Below are 15,502 nucleotides of genomic sequence, written 5' to 3' on the forward strand. Positions count from 1 at the left end.
AGTTAGCTTCGTCTTGTATGTTTTCTTGATTCATTTTTATAAATAAGTAGAATGTTTTAATCTTATTCCCCTTTAGGGGTCATTTAAACTTAGGGGTTAGTTTACTCAATGTGAAACTTATGCCAACACGTATTTGGTTATATGGAAAATCATGAATTCCATACTGATATTGTGCGAAATAATTCAGGTTTTTGCTTTGCTTAATGAGTTTCACACTATACACCAACGGAACATCACCATAGGTTTTATCCTTCAAATTTTTCCAACCCCAGTAGCCGGACAGCGTGTTTTCCAGTTTCCAGTCTTGATTGCCCAGTATGATTTTTCCACCGTACATTGGTGCATCATCCTGCGCACTATTGGTTGTTTCCCAGCATAAAAAACCTGCATCGGCCACTAATCTTATTTCACTGATAAAACTGCTTTTAGTGAAAAATGATTTTCCCATTTCTACATCAAAATAATAGCCCGGCGTATCGAAATAGCGTCGGGTAGCGTATGATTTTGCCGAAGCGGATTTTAATGTGCTGTTCAATATAACTTCCGGACGGTTTTTTTGTTCTTTCCAAAGTCTGATCCTTGTTTGAACATAAATATCCCCAATTTCCGATCCGCTTGTTTTACTTGCACCGCGGTTTTGCATCACTTCTTCTGTTGTTTGATAATGCTCCAGCACGGACGACCATATTTTGAACGAAACACACTCAGGAATCAAGGGAATATCCACTTTAATATATCCGTTTTTGGTAAGGTCACCATGCCCAAAATAATAATCACCCATTAAACTGATAGTTGTTTTGGAAGGAATGGTGGCATCGGTAAATTCAGGAACCGGATTTGCATTAGGACCAAACCAAGAACTCGAATAACGAACTTGGGAATAAATACCTTGTTGACAAACTATTACCAACAAAAGAATCAGATTTTTTTTCATTTATTGCACGCTAGAAATTTCGATGCAAAGATAGATAATTGTATCCACAATTTATACCTTAAAAATATTTCCTACCTTTGTATCTATTTTTTGCATAAACATGAAAATTTCAAACATAGAATTTCCAGATAAACCGCTCTTTTTGGCTCCTATGGAGGATGTTACCGATCCGGCATTTCGTCTTTTATGCAAGCGTTTCGGAGTAGATATGGTTTATACGGAATTTATCTCTGCAGACGCGCTTATTCGTAGCGTTAAGCGTACCGAACAGAAACTTACGATATACGACGAAGAACGCCCCGTGGCTATACAACTTTATGGACGTGAAGCAGATGCCATGGCCGAAGCAGCGCGAATTGCAGCTGAAGCTTGTCCGGAGTTTATTGATTTGAATTTTGGATGTCCTGTAAAGAAAGTAGCCGGTAAAGGGGCAGGAGCGGGGCTTTTACGTGATATCCCGAAAATGCTTCAGATAACTTCGGAGGTGGTCAAAGCTGTAAATCTACCGGTAACGGTCAAAACCCGACTGGGATGGGACGAAGACAGTAAGGTGATTGTTGAACTGGCTGAACGGCTACAGGATTGTGGTATAGCAGCATTGGCTATCCATGGGCGAACCCGTTCGCAAATGTACAAAGGCGATGCGGACTGGACATTGATTGGTGAGGTGAAAAATAATCCGCGTATGCATATTCCTATCATCGGCAACGGTGATGTAACTACTGCCGAACGTGCAGCCGAATGTTTTGACAGATATGGGGTTGATGCGGTCATGGTGGGGCGCGCTGCTATTGGTCGTCCGTGGGTTTTTGCAGAGATGAAGCAGTATTTTCAAACTGGTGAAATACATCCTGTTCTCACGTTTGAAGAACAAAAGAATATTTTGAAAGAGCATATTATTGCTTCCGTTCGTTGGCTTGATATTGATGACAATACCGCTATCGAAAGCGTAAGTAATCAGCGACTTAAAGGAATTATCCATAGTCGTCGACATCTGGCTGCTACGCCCGTTTTTAAAGGTATTCCAAACTTTAAAGAAACCCGTATTGCAATGCTTCGTGCCGAAAATCTGGATGAACTTTTCAGAATAATTGATTCTGTTCGTGAACCCGAACACTCTCTTTAATGTTATTATTTTCAATTATATATCACTCAAATAATTTTAAGATGAAGAAAATTTTATTATCAACTTTTGCATTAATGCTTATGATGACAGCTGGCTATGCACAAAAGAAAACCCCGTTAAGCCCGGGTATTAAGTTGGAAAACCTCGACCCTTCGGTTTCACCACATGTCGATTTTTATCAGTATGCTTGCGGTGGCTGGATGAAAAACCACCCACTCACAGGTGAATATTCACGTTTTGGAAGTTTCGATATGTTGGCCGAAAACAATCGCAAACAGCTTCGCGGTTTAATTGAAGGTCTAGCCGCTAAACCGGCTGCCAAAGGTACAGTTGCTCAAAAAATAGGCGATATCTACAGCCTGGCTATGGACAGCACCAAACTCAATGCCGATGGATATAAGCCTATCAAGAATGAATTGCAGCGTATAGCTCAGATTAAGACTGTTGCTGATATTCTTAAACTTGCACCAGAATTGGTGCTATCAGGTCTCGATCCTTATTTTTCTATTTATGTTGGAGCCGATCCAATGAACAGCAGCCTTAATCTGGTTCAGACTTATCAGAGTGGTATAAGTCTCGGACAGCGTGATTATTATCTTGAAAATGATGCTAATACTAAAGACATTAGGGACAAATACAAAGCGCATATTGTCAAAATGTTCGAATTGGTTGGTTTTACATCATCTGACGCACAAAAGAATATGGAAGATGTTTTGAGAATCGAAACACGTCTTGCAACAGCAGCTTACGACAAAGTAAAATTACGCGACCCACACGCCAATTATAATAAAATGACTGTTGCCGATTTACAAAAGTTGGTGCCTGAGATTGATTGGGCAGCATATCTTAATTCTTTGGGATTAAAGAATATAAAAGATATCAGCGTTTCGCAAAAAGAATCGTTGACTGAAGTTGGTAAAGTGCTTACTACAGAGCCTATATCTGCGCATATCGCTTATTTGCAATGGAAACTTATCGATGATGCTGCTTCGTATATGAGTGATAATATTTATGCTCAAAACTTTGATTTTTATGGAAAGACTCTTTCCGGTAAGAAAGAACAATCACCTCGTTGGAAGCGCGCTGTAAGTACTGTTGACGGTATTTTAGGTGAAGCTGTTGGACAAATGTATGTAAAGAAATATTTCCCTGCTGCAGCTAAAGAGCGTATGCTTAAGCTGGTTCATAACTTGCAGGTTACACTTGGTGAGCGCATCAATGCATTACCATGGATGGGCGATTCAACCAAGGTGAAAGCTAATGAAAAACTGAAAGCTTTCTATGTTAAGATTGGTTATCCTGATAAGTGGAGAGATTACACCGCTTTGGATATCAACAAGGATTCTTATTACGCTAATATACAAAGAGCCAATAAGTTTGAACATACTTACCGTTTTGCTAAAGCCGACAAACCAGTAGATAAAACAGAATGGCAAATGACTCCTCAAACGGTGAATGCATATTACGATCCGTCGACCAACGAAATTTGTTTCCCTGCCGGAATTCTTCAATATCCTTTCTTCGACATGAAAGCTGATGATGCATTCAATTATGGCGCTATCGGCGTTGTTATTGGCCATGAAATGACTCACGGATTTGATGACCAGGGTCGTCAGTTTGATAAAGAAGGTAACTTGAAAGACTGGTGGACAGCAGAAGATGGAAAAAAATTCGAATTGCGTGCTAAAGTAATGTCTGACTTTTTCGATTCTATTTATGTAGCTCCGGGTGTGCATGGAAACGGTAAATTTACCTTGGGCGAAAACATAGCTGACCACGGAGGATTACAGATTTCTTATCAGGCATTCAAGAAAGCCACAGCGCTATCTCCGCTTAAGAAAGAAAAAGGTTTTACTCCTGAACAACGTTTCTTCCTGGCTTATTCAAATGTTTGGGCAGGAAATGTACGTCCAGAAGAAATTTTGAAACGCACTAAATCAGATCCTCACTCATTGGGTAAATGGCGTGTAAACGGCGCTCTTCCACAGATTTCAGCATGGTATAGTGCATTCGGTATCAAAGCCGGAGATCCTATGTTTGTGCCTGTAGAAAAGCGTGTTTCTATCTGGTAAGACAACCCTTCGAACAGCCTTTTCACTGTAGTGATAAGGTCATATAACAAATAAGGCAGAACCTCATCGTCTGCCTTATTTTTTTTGCGGTTATACTGCTTTTTGCTGGTCATAACCTTTCGATAATTTATCAACTTTCCGTACGTTCGAATTTCTTCTTCACGGCTTTGCTTGCGTGCAGCCTTCACCTGCTTCATTACAGAGCTTTTCTTTTTTTGTTTCATTTTTCTTTTGTTTTAAATTCATTATACAATCGTTATTTTTCTTTTTCCGTTTTCTGTTTCTTCAATATCCACATTGACTATTGACTCGGGTAGGATAGGAGCTATATTTTCCGACCATTCGATAAAGCAGAGGTTTCCGCTGTAAAGATATTCTTCTGCACCGAAATCAAGTGCTTCCTGTACTTTATTTATCCTGTAGCAATCAAAATGAAATATTATCCTTCCATCTGCACTCTCATATTCATTAACAATAGAGAATGTCGGAGAGTTCACGGTTTCCTTAACACCCATAACTTCGCAAATGGCTTTGATGAAGGTTGTCTTTCCGGCACCCATTTTTCCGTTAAATGCAAAAACTGTGTTTTTGCCTATCAGCTCAATAAATTCTTGTGCGGTTTTGTGTATCGTACCCAGTGACTGAATTTCCAGTTCTGTTTTTTCTATTTTTTCACTCATTGACATTTTATCCTTTTTTTCTACTTATAATTCATGTTTTAGGATGCATTATTTACGTGCAAAGATACGGTAAAAATCAAATATTCGATTCTCAGAGGCTTTCGTTTGCCTTAAAATGGCTATAAACTATTGAAGCCCTGCTTTTTCCAATCGCTTCCGTAAGCTCATCCAAACTGGCACTTTTAATGCGTTTTACGCTTTTGAAATGCTTTATCAGGTCATTTTTTGTTTTTTCTCCAATTCCCGTTATCGTATCGAGCTCGGAAGCTGTTTGTGACTTGCTGCGCTTGTCGCGATGGAAGCTGATAGCAAACCGGTGCACCTCGTCCTGCATCGATGCCAGAAGTTTAAAAAGTGGGTCGTTAATTTTTAGACCGATTGCTTTTGCGGGAAATCCGAAAAGAAGTTCCCGGGTATGGTGCTTGCTATCTTTAGCAAGTCCTGCAATCGGAATAGAAATTTTTAACTCATCTTCTATTACCTGTCTTATCACTTCCATTTGCCCTACGCCACCATCAGCAATGATGAGGTCGGGTAGGGGGGATTCTTCGTTTAACATTCTGCTGTATCTCCGACGAACTACTTCTTTCATCGATGCATAATCGTCCGGACCAACCACCGTCTTTATGTTATATTTTCTGTAATCTTTTTTCGATGGTTTAGCTTTCTTAAAAACGACACAGGCAGCTACTGCATCCGATCCGGAAATGTTGGAGTTGTCAAAGCATTCAATTGTTAACGGAGGTTTGTCGAGGTGCAGCGCTTCCTGAATTGTTTTCAGCAATTGAATTGCTCGCTGATCAGGATTTAGTTTTTCGGCTTGCTTGAGTTTGTCAAGTTTGTATTGACGAACATTCTGCAGAGAAAGGTCTAACAGTTTTTTTCTGTCGCCGCGTTGCGGAACTGTAACTGTTATCCCTGCTATCGGAATATCCATTTTGAACGGCACGATTATTTCTTTTGACTTGCTTTGAAAGCGTTCACGCAATTCTACAATGGCCATTAAGAGCAAATCCTCTTTTTGCTCGTCGAGCCGTTTTTTGTACTCGATGGTGTAGCCCTGGACGATCGATCCTTTAGCAATACGCAAAATATTTACATAGGCGGAATTTTCATTTTCATCGTATGCAAACACATCCGTATTTTCTACCACCGTGTTGGCGATTATGGATTTCGATTTATAGCCTTCTATTAAATCGTATTTTAGTTTTAGTTGGTGCGCTTCTTCAAATTTATATTCGGATGCTAACAGTTGCATTTGCTCCAGCAGCATTTTGCTTATTTCGTTGGCGTCACCCTGAATGATCTGACGTATTTGTTCAATGTTCAGTTTATATTCTGCTTCCGTTTCTTTTCCTTCGCACGGTCCTTTGCATTTGTGAATATGATATTGCAAGCAGACTTTGAATTTACCCGCCTGAATATTTTCTTTTGTTAGCATCCATTTACAGGTACGGATAGGGAAGAGGTCGTGCACGATTTCCAACAAAGAGTTTATGGTAAAAGTAGAACTATACGGACCGAAGTATTGCCCGCCATTTTTATAGATATTTCGCGTTTTGAATATTCGGGGAAAAGGTTCGTTGGTAATGCAAATGCTTGGGTAGGTTTTACCGTCTTTGAGCAAAACATTGTAACGGGGCTGATATTGTTTTATCAGATTATTCTCAAGCAACAGCGCGTCTTCTTCGGTTTCAACGACGATGTATTTTAGCGAGACAATATTTTTTACGAGCACATTAGTTTTACCCTGTTCGTGTACTTTGTTGAAGTAGGAGCTAACCCGTTTCTTTAGATTCTTAGCTTTGCCTACATAGATGATCTCGTCGTTGGCATTAAAATATTGATACACTCCCGGCTTGTCCGGTAGTGCATTTACCTGTTCTTTTAATGTATTATTCGATTTCATGCGGTTTATTTATGGTTTGTTCCACGTGGAACAACTTGCTTTCTTGTTTCGTTTCTTTGCTTTTTCGGTTGATTTGATTTGTTCCACGTGAAACAATTGGTTGTTTTTATCGTCCGAGCAGCACCAGTAATATGTTTACATCGCTCGGTGAAATGCCCGGAATGCGGCTAGCTTGTCCGATGGTTTCGGGATCTATCTTCGAAAGTTTCTGGCGTGCTTCGGTGGAAAGGGACTGAATAGTATTGTAGTCGATGCGTCCGCGAATGTTGATATGTTCCAATCGTTGGAGCTTGTCGGCAATTAATTTCTCGCGTTCTATGTAGCCTTCGTACTTGAGCAAAACCTCGGTGGCTTCGACAATTTCTTCTTTGCGGCTTCCAATCGCTTCGATTTTTTCTTTCAACGCAGGGATGGCTTCGGACAAATCTTCGATGGAAAGTTGCGGACGAAGAACCAAATCGCTCAGTTTGCATCCGTGTTTTAGTTCGGACGAATTGCGCGAAGCAAGAAATTCGTTGATGAATGCTGGCTTAATGGAGTAGTTTTTGATAAACTCGGTGAGGATGTTTTGCTTCTCAATTTTGGTATTCAGCTGTTGGAATCGGTTATTTGTTGCCAATCCTATTTCGTATCCTTTGCCGGTGAGGCGAACATCGGCATCGTCCTGACGAAGAATCAAACGATATTCGGCGCGCGAAGTGAACATGCGGTAAGGCTCATCAACTCCTTTGGTAACCAAATCGTCGATGAGAACGCCAATGTATGCTTCGTTGCGGGCGAGGGTAAATTCTTTTCCACCCATACAATTAATGTGTGCATTGATACCGGCAATGAGTCCTTGTCCGCCTGCTTCCTCGTATCCGGTGGTTCCGTTTACCTGTCCTGCAAAGAAAAGATTCTTGATTCGTTTCGTTTCCAGCGTATGTTTTAGCTGGGTGGGGTCGAAGAAATCGTACTCGATGGCATAGCCCGGGCGGAAGAGTTGAGCATTTTCCAAACCCTGTATGGTATGTATAGCATCAATCTGAACACGGAGTGGGAGAGAAGAGGAAAAACCATTCAAATAGTATTCCTGCGAATCGACACCCTCGGGTTCGAGAAATAACTGGTGCGAAATCTTATCGGCAAAGGTAACAATTTTGGTCTCGATGCTGGGGCAATAACGGGGCCCGATGCTCTGAATTTGTCCGTTGAACAGGGGAGAATCGGCCAAACCCTTGCGTAGTTCGTCGTGGGTGGTTTGGTTGGTGTTGGTGATCCAACAACTTTCCTGCTTCAATTCCCGTTTGGCTTCTTCCAGAAAAGAGAACTTGTGGAAGTCATTTTCTCCCTTTTGTTCGCTCATTTTGGAAAAATCTATGCTACGTCCATCGATACGGCAGGGGGTTCCGGTCTTCATACGGTCGGTGGTGAAACCGATAGATTTGAGTTGTTCGGTAATGCCGAACGATGCCGGTTCGGAAATTCGACCTCCGACAAGTTGGTTTTTGCCAAAATGCATGAGTCCGCCAAGGAATGTGCCGGCGGTAAGCACTACGGATTTGGCACGAAAATGAACCCCAAGAGCGGAGATTAGTCCGGTGACTTCGCCGTTTTCAATCACCAGTTCTTTGACGGTGTCCTGCCAAACGTAGAGGTTAGGGATGTTGGTGATGGTGCTAATCCAGTGTTGGATGAACTGATGGCGGTCGCTCTGCGAGCGGGGACTCCACATGGCGGGTCCTTTGGAGCGATTGAGCATCCGAAATTGTATGGCGGAGCGGTCGGTAATGATACCCATCTGACCGCCGAGCGCATCAATTTCGCGCACAATTTGTCCTTTGGCTATTCCTCCCACGGCGGGGTTGCAACTCATCTGACCTATTTTGTTCATGTCCATGGTGATGAGAAGGGTTTTTGAACCCATGTTGGCTGCTGCGCAGGCGGCTTCATTTCCGGCATGGCCTGCACCGATAACGATTACATCGTACTTAAAATCCATTATTTATAATTATCAGTTGTAAATTATCAATGTCCAATTCAGGAAAGATAGATCAGGTTTCAACGTGCACCATATTGGAAGTTTCTTCTCTAATGTTCAACCCGCTACGGGGTTGGTGTCTGTTTTGTTATTTACCCCCGGTTTCGCAAGCTATACCGGGGGCTATTGACATTAAACTCCTACGGAGTTTTCAACTGACGCTGATATATTCCCGTTTTACTATTCTTTCTTACATTAAGCGCCCTTATAACGTTGGGTAAATACCTAATGTTTAGGGCTGCAAAGTTATAAAATTGTAAGGATTTATGCAGTAAAGAAAATTATAATTGAATTATTTCATTGTAGTATCGATTATTTTATTTCTGTGCTTTAAATCTTATATCTTCACATATATGTTATATAAGTCTTTGTAATATAGGTGTTTAAATTTAAATTCATTGTTTTTATTGCAAAATTAGAAGTTAATGACTAGTTTTGTAAAAATATAAAGATGAATCTAAACTCAACTCTAGATGCTGAACTATTATTTTGGTGATACTATAGATAACTTTTTCCGAAAAAATACGGAAGAAATAATTGGAGCAATCACTCTTTCAAATCAATTTGATTCAAATACGAATCAGAATAAATCCTGGAAGCAACAAATTGAAATTTTGAAAAAGTCACTTGTAGGATTAGAAGGAATGATTTATTTTGAGTTCTCAATTCCTCGAATGGGTAAGCGTGTTGATTGCATTTTGATTATTCAAAATATTGTTTTTGTGATCGAATTCAAGGTTGGTGAAAAAGAATATCTGAGTGCAAACTATGATCAGGTTTGGGATTATGCTCTTGATTTAAAAAACTTCCATAAACCAAGTCACTGCGCAGTTTTGGTTCCAATTCTTTTAGCAACAGAAGCGAAAGATTTAGCCATTCAAATTATTGAAACATCACATGAAGACCAATTAATTAAGCCATTAAAAGCAAATAAAATAAATTTTAGTGAGGTGGTTAAATATTGCCTTCTAAACCTAGCAACTAATCTAGATATTGATGGTGATGAATATATAAAAGGTAGCTATTCTCCAACTCCGACAATAATTGAAGCAGCTGTTTCGATGTATAAAAATCACTCGGTAGATGAAATAACAAGGAGGGATGCTGACGCTAAAAATTTGACAGATACTACTAATTCTGTTTCTAAAATAATTGAATATGCGCAAGCGGAAAATAAGAAAGTTATTTGTTTTGTGACAGGTGTTCCAGGTGCTGGAAAAACACTTGTAGGATTGAATATTGCCACTAAGCATTTAGATAAAGAACAAGCCACAACAAGTGTTTTTCTATCTGGTAATGGTCCGCTTGTTGCTATTCTTCAAGAAGCCTTAACGAGAGACAAAGTTCAACAAGAAAAGGAAAAAGGAAATAGAATCACAAAGAGTTCTGCCCGTGAGGGTGTAAAAGCTTTTATTCAAATTATTCATCATTATAGAGATGCCTATTTGATTGACCCTAATGCGCCTTATGACCACGTTGCTATATTTGATGAAGCTCAACGTGCGTGGAATAAAGAACAGACAATCAATTTTATGCGAAGGAAAAAGAATCAACCTGATTTCAAGTATTCTGAGCCTGAGTATCTGATTTCTTGTCTTGACAGACATAAAGATTGGGCTGTTATTGTTTGTCTTGTTGGTGGAGGCCAGGAAATAAATACTGGTGAGGCAGGTATTTCTGAATGGCTTTATGCAATTAAAAATTCGTTTCCCCAATGGGAAGTTAGTATTTCTCCGAATTTGACAGATAGTGAATATAATGCGGTAGAAGCGATTGCAGAAGTAGAAAGCACATGTGTGGCTAAATATGATTCTAATTTACATTTATCAGTTTCAATGCGTTCCTATCGTGCTGAAAATGTTTCACTTTTTATCAAGCAAATTTTAGATATAAATACGTTTGAAGCTAAGGAAACGTTATCAAAAATATCAAATAATTATCCGATAGTACTAACCAGAAATGTTGAAACAGCGAAAAAATGGCTGCGAGAAAAGGCTCGAGGTTCAGAAAGATATGGAATTATTGTTTCATCTCAAGCTTACCGGTTAAAACCGCTAGCCATGGATGTTCGTGTAGAGACAGATCCTGTACATTGGTTTTTGGGTGAAAAAGATGATGTTCGTTCGTCCTATTATTTGGAGGATGTGGCAACCGAATTTCAAGTTCAAGGATTAGAGTTGGACTGGGCATGTGTAACTTGGGATGGTGACTTTAGATATTCAGACGAAGGCTGGAAAACATATTCGTTTGTAGGAAATAGATGGCAGAATATCAATAAGGAGGAACGAAAGCTATACTTAAAAAATGCTTATAGGGTTTTATTGACACGTGCTCGTCAAGGTATGGTGATTGTTGTGCCAGAAGGAAATGAAGAAGATCATACCCGAAAGTCAGAGTATTATGATAGTACTTTTGAGTATTTAAAAGAGATAGGGATAAAGATAATATAGCAGTGTGTTTTGGGGGACATTTGGGACCTTTTCGACAAAGTTGCACGCTGCACAGCGGTCGTAAGTGTCCCCAAAGTCGCCAGGGAAGAATGAAATTAAGATAAAAATAAAAGCATTAAGCCATGGACAAGCAGTACAATGAAGATGGTTTTATACCCAAGCATGGTGGTTACGAGCGATTGATAACTTACCAGAAGTCGGAAATTATTTATGATGGTACGCAGTACTTTTGCAAAAAGTACTTTCAACGATTCGACCGAACGATTGACCAGATGGTGCAGGCGGCGCGTTCGGGGAAACAGAATATCGTTGAGGCTAGTATGGCTTCAGGTACATCTAAGGAAACGGAAATTAAACTGACCAATGTTGCACGGGCATCGCTTGAAGAATTGTTGATTGATTACAAGGATTTTTTGAGAACAAACAAGCTTACATATTGGGATAAAGCTCATCCGTATTACGGCAAGCTTACCGAGAAACATAAAACTCCGAATGCTACTTACGAAATGTATAGGAAAGGCATTGAAAGTCCCGATCCTGAAGTTTCGGCCAATGTGATGATAAGTTTGATAAACGTAACTTCGTATCTTCTGGCGCAGCAGATAAGAACACTTGAAAAAGAATTTCTGGAAGAAGGTGGATTGCGAGAACGAATGTCGCAAGCAAGGATGGAAGTGAGGAAGAAAATGAAGTAATTAGTTACAAGCTTATAGTTCCGAGCTTGCAAAGACTGCTTATGAGGATTTGCTTTCAGAAAACAGGTTGTATTTACTTACAATAGGTATACCTTTGAACAATAAAAAATATTAATTCAAACAAGAATAGTTATGAAAAACCGGAATTTGATTCTCTGTGTTTTGTGTGTTTTTGCTCTGGCGGGCAGTGCGCAGGAAAAGCTAAAGCGTGTAGTGGAAAAAAATAAGGTGAGTAAACTGACCGAAACGTACTATGTGCTGGACGACGAACCGAGTATAAAAGAGGGTTCGTACCAGTTGCAGGGGGCGGACAAGAAGGTCTATATTACGGGTGAGTATAAGAAAAATACGCGTGTGGGCGTGTGGACTTTCAGCAACAAGGCGGGCGAAGTGTCGCGCAGGTTTAATTTTGAAAGAGACAGCGTGGTGGAATATGTGTGGGGGCGTAACGACTCAACACGGATGCGCGTGAAAATGGCGAATGGATGGAAGCTAAAGGAAGTATCGTCGCCTCCGTTTCCGATGTACGGCGATTTGAGCTTTATTCTAAGCCGTAGCCTCACTTATCCGGAGAAAGCGAAAAATGAAGGCGTACAGGGCACTGTGGTGGTGGGTGTACGGATAGACAGAACAGGTGTGCGTGTGGGTTCGGGTGTGCGCAAGTCGGTGGACGCGGCACTTGACAAAGAAGCGCTGCGGGTGGTGAATATGATTGATGTGTGGTATCCGGCAGTGTGCGAAGGACGTAAAACGGAATGTGAGTATTTGATTTCGATACCGTTTGAGCTGAAGAAGTAGGAGAGAGAGTACCGAGGCTGTTTAAGAGAAGTTGTTGTATTTTATCGGGGCTTCCGCCCCAAACCCCACTTCATTTTTTGGCTTGACCCAAAAAACGAAGCAAAAAAGGTCAAGACTGTGCCCGCCTCACTCGAAAAACTGGCGGTCTGAAAGCTAAAATACCCAAACTCCTCCCTATGGTCTTCAAACAGTGGGTATTTCTACGCTTTCCTCCCTTGTTTTTCGGTTCACCGGACAAGGTCGATCCTCTATCAAGCTGGGTGGAATTTATAGGTTCTGTTATGAAATGTCAATAACCGTGGGTGTAGCCCGTGGAGAGAGCAGTACCTGAATCGGAAGCCTGTATGGGGTTCAAGCTATAGTTATCGGATATTGAACCCCGTTCGGGGTTCTGATTATTATTTACCTATACCACGGGTTGCACCCACGGTTATTCACATTGAATCCTTTCAGGATTCTGAAACCTGCTTTTTAATTGACGTTGAGTTTTTTGTTATTCCGAACTTACTTTTTGATTCTTCAGAAACAACATACGACAGGAATGGACCACGGGCTCTGTTCCTGTTCTTTTTTTGGAAAAATGTGTGGTGAGTGGCTGAACAAAACGGGGTAAAAAAAGTTATAATCACAGTTGATGCGTAACAGAGCGGATGCATAAGGTGGTGGTTGAGCTACGCATAGGTCTGAACGCACCGGATAAAAAGAAAGAGCTTATGAATACGGCGACACAAAATCTGGAAAACGACCACGTCTATATACTCCGGTTGATTGATGTGATGGAGCGCATGGTGGTGACACTCTCGCCCGACTTATCGGGGATGGAACTGGTGGTGAAACTTATCCGGCAGTATGCGGATGGATTTCATCATGCCAAAGAAGAAAATCTGCTTTTTCCGCTGATGCTGCAAAAGGGTTTTTCGAACGAGCAGGGGCCGATATCGGTGATGCTGCAGGAGCATGTGCAGGGGCGCAACTTCGTAAAGATGATGAGCGAGGGCATTGAGCGCTACAAACAGGGAGACGACACGGCTATACCCCCAATATACCGCGCTATGCAGGGCTACATTGACCTGCTGCGGGCGCATATAGGGAAGGAAAACAATGTGCTCTTCCGCATGGCCGACCGTGTGCTGAGCGCTGCCGAACAGGAGCATTTGCTGGCCGAATTTGCGGCTCTGGAAACAGGAAGCTACGGACAGGGAAAGATACAGCAATTTATCACCGATATAGAGGGACTGGAGACGGTTTATGGAAGAGGTGAGGAGTGAGAGGTAAGGAGCAAGTATAATTTGAGAACTAATATAATACAGAGAATCATTTTTAAACAGGTATATTTATGGATGGATATGAATCAAATCGTCGGGATTTTTTGAAAAAGCTGGGACTGATAGCGGGTGCTACGGTGCTGTCGACTACAGGTATGGCACAAGTGGAGGAACTGATAACCGATAAAAAGGAAAAATACAAACTTACGCCCGAACAAACGAAGTTTATGAAGATGTACGAAAAATGGTTGGATGAGTTTCACGGAATGGCGAAATTTCAGAAAAAGGATCCCGATCATTTGGATAACAATAAAAAACTGGTGGCACTGTCTGAAGAGGCTAAAACCTGGCAGAAAGAGCTGATAGAACATATGAAAGATGAGAATTTTGCACGGTATTTTATGATTGCCACCGAGCGTGTAACGACAGTGATATAAATACGTTTCTCTTAAATTCGCAAAGACGCAAAAAAAAGACCTTACTTCATGGAAGCAAGGTCTTTTATATTTTAAGATTACTCTTTTTACTTGATATCGCCTTCGGCAATCAGGTATTCGGCAATCTGAACGGCATTGAGTGCAGCTCCTTTTTTGATTTGGTCGCTAACGCACCAGAATGTAAGTCCGTTAGGGTTTGAAATATCTTTGCGCAGACGTCCCACGTGTACTGGGTCTTTGCCCGACAGGAACAATGGCATTGGGTATTTCTTTTCGGCCGGATTGTCGATTATTTCCACACCGGGAGCTACAGCAAATGCTGCACGTGCTTCTTCCACGCTTACCGGTTTTTCGGTTTCGAGCCATACGCTTTCCGAGTGAGCACGCAAAGCAGGTACACGTACGCAAGTGGCACTCACCTCTACGTCGGAGTGCATAATCTTGCGGGTTTCGTGGTACATTTTCATTTCTTCCTTGGTGTATCCGTTATCGGTAAACACGTCCACCTGCGGAATAAGGTTGTATGCCAACTGGTACGCAAATTTATTTACCGTTACGGGTTCGCCTGCCAACACTTGTTTGTATTGCAATTCCAGTTCGTCCATAGCAGCAGCACCGGCACCCGATGCAGCCTGGTAAGTAGAAACGTGTACGCGTTTGATATGCGAAAGATTTTCGATGGCTTTCAGTGCCACTACCATCTGAATGGTGGTACAGTTGGGGTTGGCAATAATACCGCGTGGACGCGCTTTGGCATCGGCAGCATTTACTTCGGGCACTACCAACGGAATATCGGTATCCATGCGGAAAGCCGACGAATTATCAATCATTACAGCACCAAATTTGGTAATATCTTCGGCAAATTCTTTGGATATACTTGCACCTGCAGAGGTGAATACTAAATCAAAAGGTTTAAAATCGTCGCCGTGTTTAAGCTCTTTGACGGTGAGTTTTTCACCTTTGAACTCATAAACACTACCCGCACTGCGCGACGAACCAAAAAGGCTCAGTTCTGTCAATGGGAAATTGCGTTCGGCTAACACACGCAAAAACTCCTGGCCGACGGCGCCACTGGCACCTACAATTGCTACTCTCATTGTTTTGATTTTAATACTT

Annotated in this window: 12 protein-coding genes; 7 read left to right on the forward strand and 5 right to left on the reverse strand. The window is 41.3% G+C overall.

What is annotated here, in order from left to right; translation table 11 throughout:
- Positions 1-79: 79 nt before the first annotated feature.
- Positions 80-934, reverse strand: coding sequence for a hypothetical protein (locus tag PALPR_RS10445; RefSeq protein ID WP_013445590.1), 855 nt, complete (start codon positions 932-934; stop codon positions 80-82).
- A 100-nt stretch (positions 935-1,034) separates the two neighbouring features.
- Between PALPR_RS10445 and dusB the strand changes: the two genes are divergently transcribed.
- On the forward strand, positions 1,035-2,060 hold the full coding sequence (gene dusB, locus PALPR_RS10450) for a tRNA dihydrouridine synthase DusB (protein ID WP_013445591.1): 1,026 nt from the start codon (positions 1,035-1,037) through the stop codon (positions 2,058-2,060).
- 41 nt (positions 2,061-2,101) lie between these two features.
- Positions 2,102-4,132 (forward strand): M13 family metallopeptidase, encoded by a 2,031-nt coding sequence (locus PALPR_RS10455; protein ID WP_013445592.1) that lies wholly within the window; start codon positions 2,102-2,104, stop codon positions 4,130-4,132.
- A gap of 245 nt (positions 4,133-4,377) precedes the next feature.
- On the opposite strand, the gene tsaE is transcribed toward PALPR_RS10455, so the two are convergent.
- From tsaE to mnmG, 3 genes are all read right to left on the reverse strand, one after another.
- Positions 4,378-4,818: a tRNA (adenosine(37)-N6)-threonylcarbamoyltransferase complex ATPase subunit type 1 TsaE gene (tsaE, locus tag PALPR_RS10460; RefSeq protein ID WP_013445594.1), complete on the reverse strand. Its 441-nt coding sequence runs from the start codon at positions 4,816-4,818 to the stop codon at positions 4,378-4,380.
- An 85-nt stretch (positions 4,819-4,903) separates the two neighbouring features.
- Positions 4,904-6,721 carry an excinuclease ABC subunit UvrC gene (uvrC, locus tag PALPR_RS10465; protein WP_013445595.1) on the reverse strand — a complete coding sequence of 606 codons (1,818 nt, stop codon included), beginning with the start codon at positions 6,719-6,721 and terminating at the stop codon, positions 4,904-4,906.
- Between the two features lie 106 nt (positions 6,722-6,827).
- Complete coding sequence (gene mnmG, locus PALPR_RS10470; protein ID WP_013445596.1) at positions 6,828-8,702, reverse strand: tRNA uridine-5-carboxymethylaminomethyl(34) synthesis enzyme MnmG; 1,875 nt, start codon at positions 8,700-8,702, stop codon at positions 6,828-6,830.
- A gap of 512 nt (positions 8,703-9,214) precedes the next feature.
- Here mnmG and PALPR_RS10475 point away from each other — a divergent pair.
- The 5 genes from PALPR_RS10475 (at position 9,215) to PALPR_RS10500 (ending at position 14,386) form a co-directional block, all read left to right on the forward strand.
- A complete protein-coding gene (locus PALPR_RS10475; protein ID WP_013445598.1) occupies positions 9,215-11,191 on the forward strand; it encodes a DUF2075 domain-containing protein in 1,977 nt (658 codons plus the stop codon).
- Positions 11,192-11,313: 122 nt separating this feature from the next.
- Positions 11,314-11,886: a four helix bundle suffix domain-containing protein gene (locus tag PALPR_RS10480; protein WP_013445599.1), complete on the forward strand. Its 573-nt coding sequence runs from the start codon at positions 11,314-11,316 to the stop codon at positions 11,884-11,886.
- Positions 11,887-12,018: 132 nt separating this feature from the next.
- Complete coding sequence (locus PALPR_RS15445; protein ID WP_013445600.1) at positions 12,019-12,684, forward strand: TonB family protein; 666 nt, start codon at positions 12,019-12,021, stop codon at positions 12,682-12,684.
- A 713-nt stretch (positions 12,685-13,397) separates the two neighbouring features.
- The gene (locus tag PALPR_RS10495; RefSeq protein WP_171805037.1) at positions 13,398-13,952 is read left to right on the forward strand and encodes a hemerythrin domain-containing protein; all 555 of its coding nucleotides are present in this window, start codon (positions 13,398-13,400) and stop codon (positions 13,950-13,952) included.
- Positions 13,953-14,020: 68 nt separating this feature from the next.
- Entirely contained in the window at positions 14,021-14,386 is a 366-nt protein-coding gene (locus PALPR_RS10500) for a twin-arginine translocation signal domain-containing protein (protein WP_013445602.1), read from the forward strand.
- 86 nt (positions 14,387-14,472) lie between these two features.
- Here PALPR_RS10500 and PALPR_RS10505 read toward each other — a convergent pair whose 3' ends face one another.
- Positions 14,473-15,483, reverse strand: a complete 1,011-nt coding sequence (locus PALPR_RS10505) for an aspartate-semialdehyde dehydrogenase (protein ID WP_013445603.1) — start codon at positions 15,481-15,483, stop codon at positions 14,473-14,475.
- Positions 15,484-15,502 lie beyond the last annotated feature (19 nt).

The organism is Paludibacter propionicigenes WB4 (genome assembly GCF_000183135.1).
GTDB classification, from domain to species: Bacteria; Bacteroidota; Bacteroidia; order Bacteroidales; family Paludibacteraceae; genus Paludibacter; species Paludibacter propionicigenes.

What these genes read in the sequence shown, in the direction of transcription:
- PALPR_RS10500 (WP_013445602.1), top strand. Translation starts at nt 14,021, where the DNA reads ATGGATGGATATGAATCAAATCGTCGGGATTTTTTGAAAAAGCTGGGA.
- PALPR_RS10495 (WP_171805037.1), top strand. Translation starts at nt 13,398, where the DNA reads ATGAATACGGCGACACAAAATCTGGAAAACGACCACGTCTATATACTC.
- dusB (WP_013445591.1), top strand. Translation starts at nt 1,035, where the DNA reads ATGAAAATTTCAAACATAGAATTTCCAGATAAACCGCTCTTTTTGGCT.
- PALPR_RS10445 (WP_013445590.1), bottom strand. Translation starts at nt 934, where the DNA reads ATGAAAAAAAATCTGATTCTTTTGTTGGTAATAGTTTGTCAACAAGGT.
- uvrC (WP_013445595.1), bottom strand. Translation starts at nt 6,721, where the DNA reads ATGAAATCGAATAATACATTAAAAGAACAGGTAAATGCACTACCGGAC.
- PALPR_RS10455 (WP_013445592.1), top strand. Translation starts at nt 2,102, where the DNA reads ATGAAGAAAATTTTATTATCAACTTTTGCATTAATGCTTATGATGACA.
- PALPR_RS15445 (WP_013445600.1), top strand. Translation starts at nt 12,019, where the DNA reads ATGAAAAACCGGAATTTGATTCTCTGTGTTTTGTGTGTTTTTGCTCTG.
- PALPR_RS10475 (WP_013445598.1), top strand. Translation starts at nt 9,215, where the DNA reads ATGCTGAACTATTATTTTGGTGATACTATAGATAACTTTTTCCGAAAA.
- PALPR_RS10480 (WP_013445599.1), top strand. Translation starts at nt 11,314, where the DNA reads ATGGACAAGCAGTACAATGAAGATGGTTTTATACCCAAGCATGGTGGT.
- PALPR_RS10505 (WP_013445603.1), bottom strand. Translation starts at nt 15,483, where the DNA reads ATGAGAGTAGCAATTGTAGGTGCCAGTGGCGCCGTCGGCCAGGAGTTT.
- tsaE (WP_013445594.1), bottom strand. Translation starts at nt 4,818, where the DNA reads ATGTCAATGAGTGAAAAAATAGAAAAAACAGAACTGGAAATTCAGTCA.
- mnmG (WP_013445596.1), bottom strand. Translation starts at nt 8,702, where the DNA reads ATGGATTTTAAGTACGATGTAATCGTTATCGGTGCAGGCCATGCCGGA.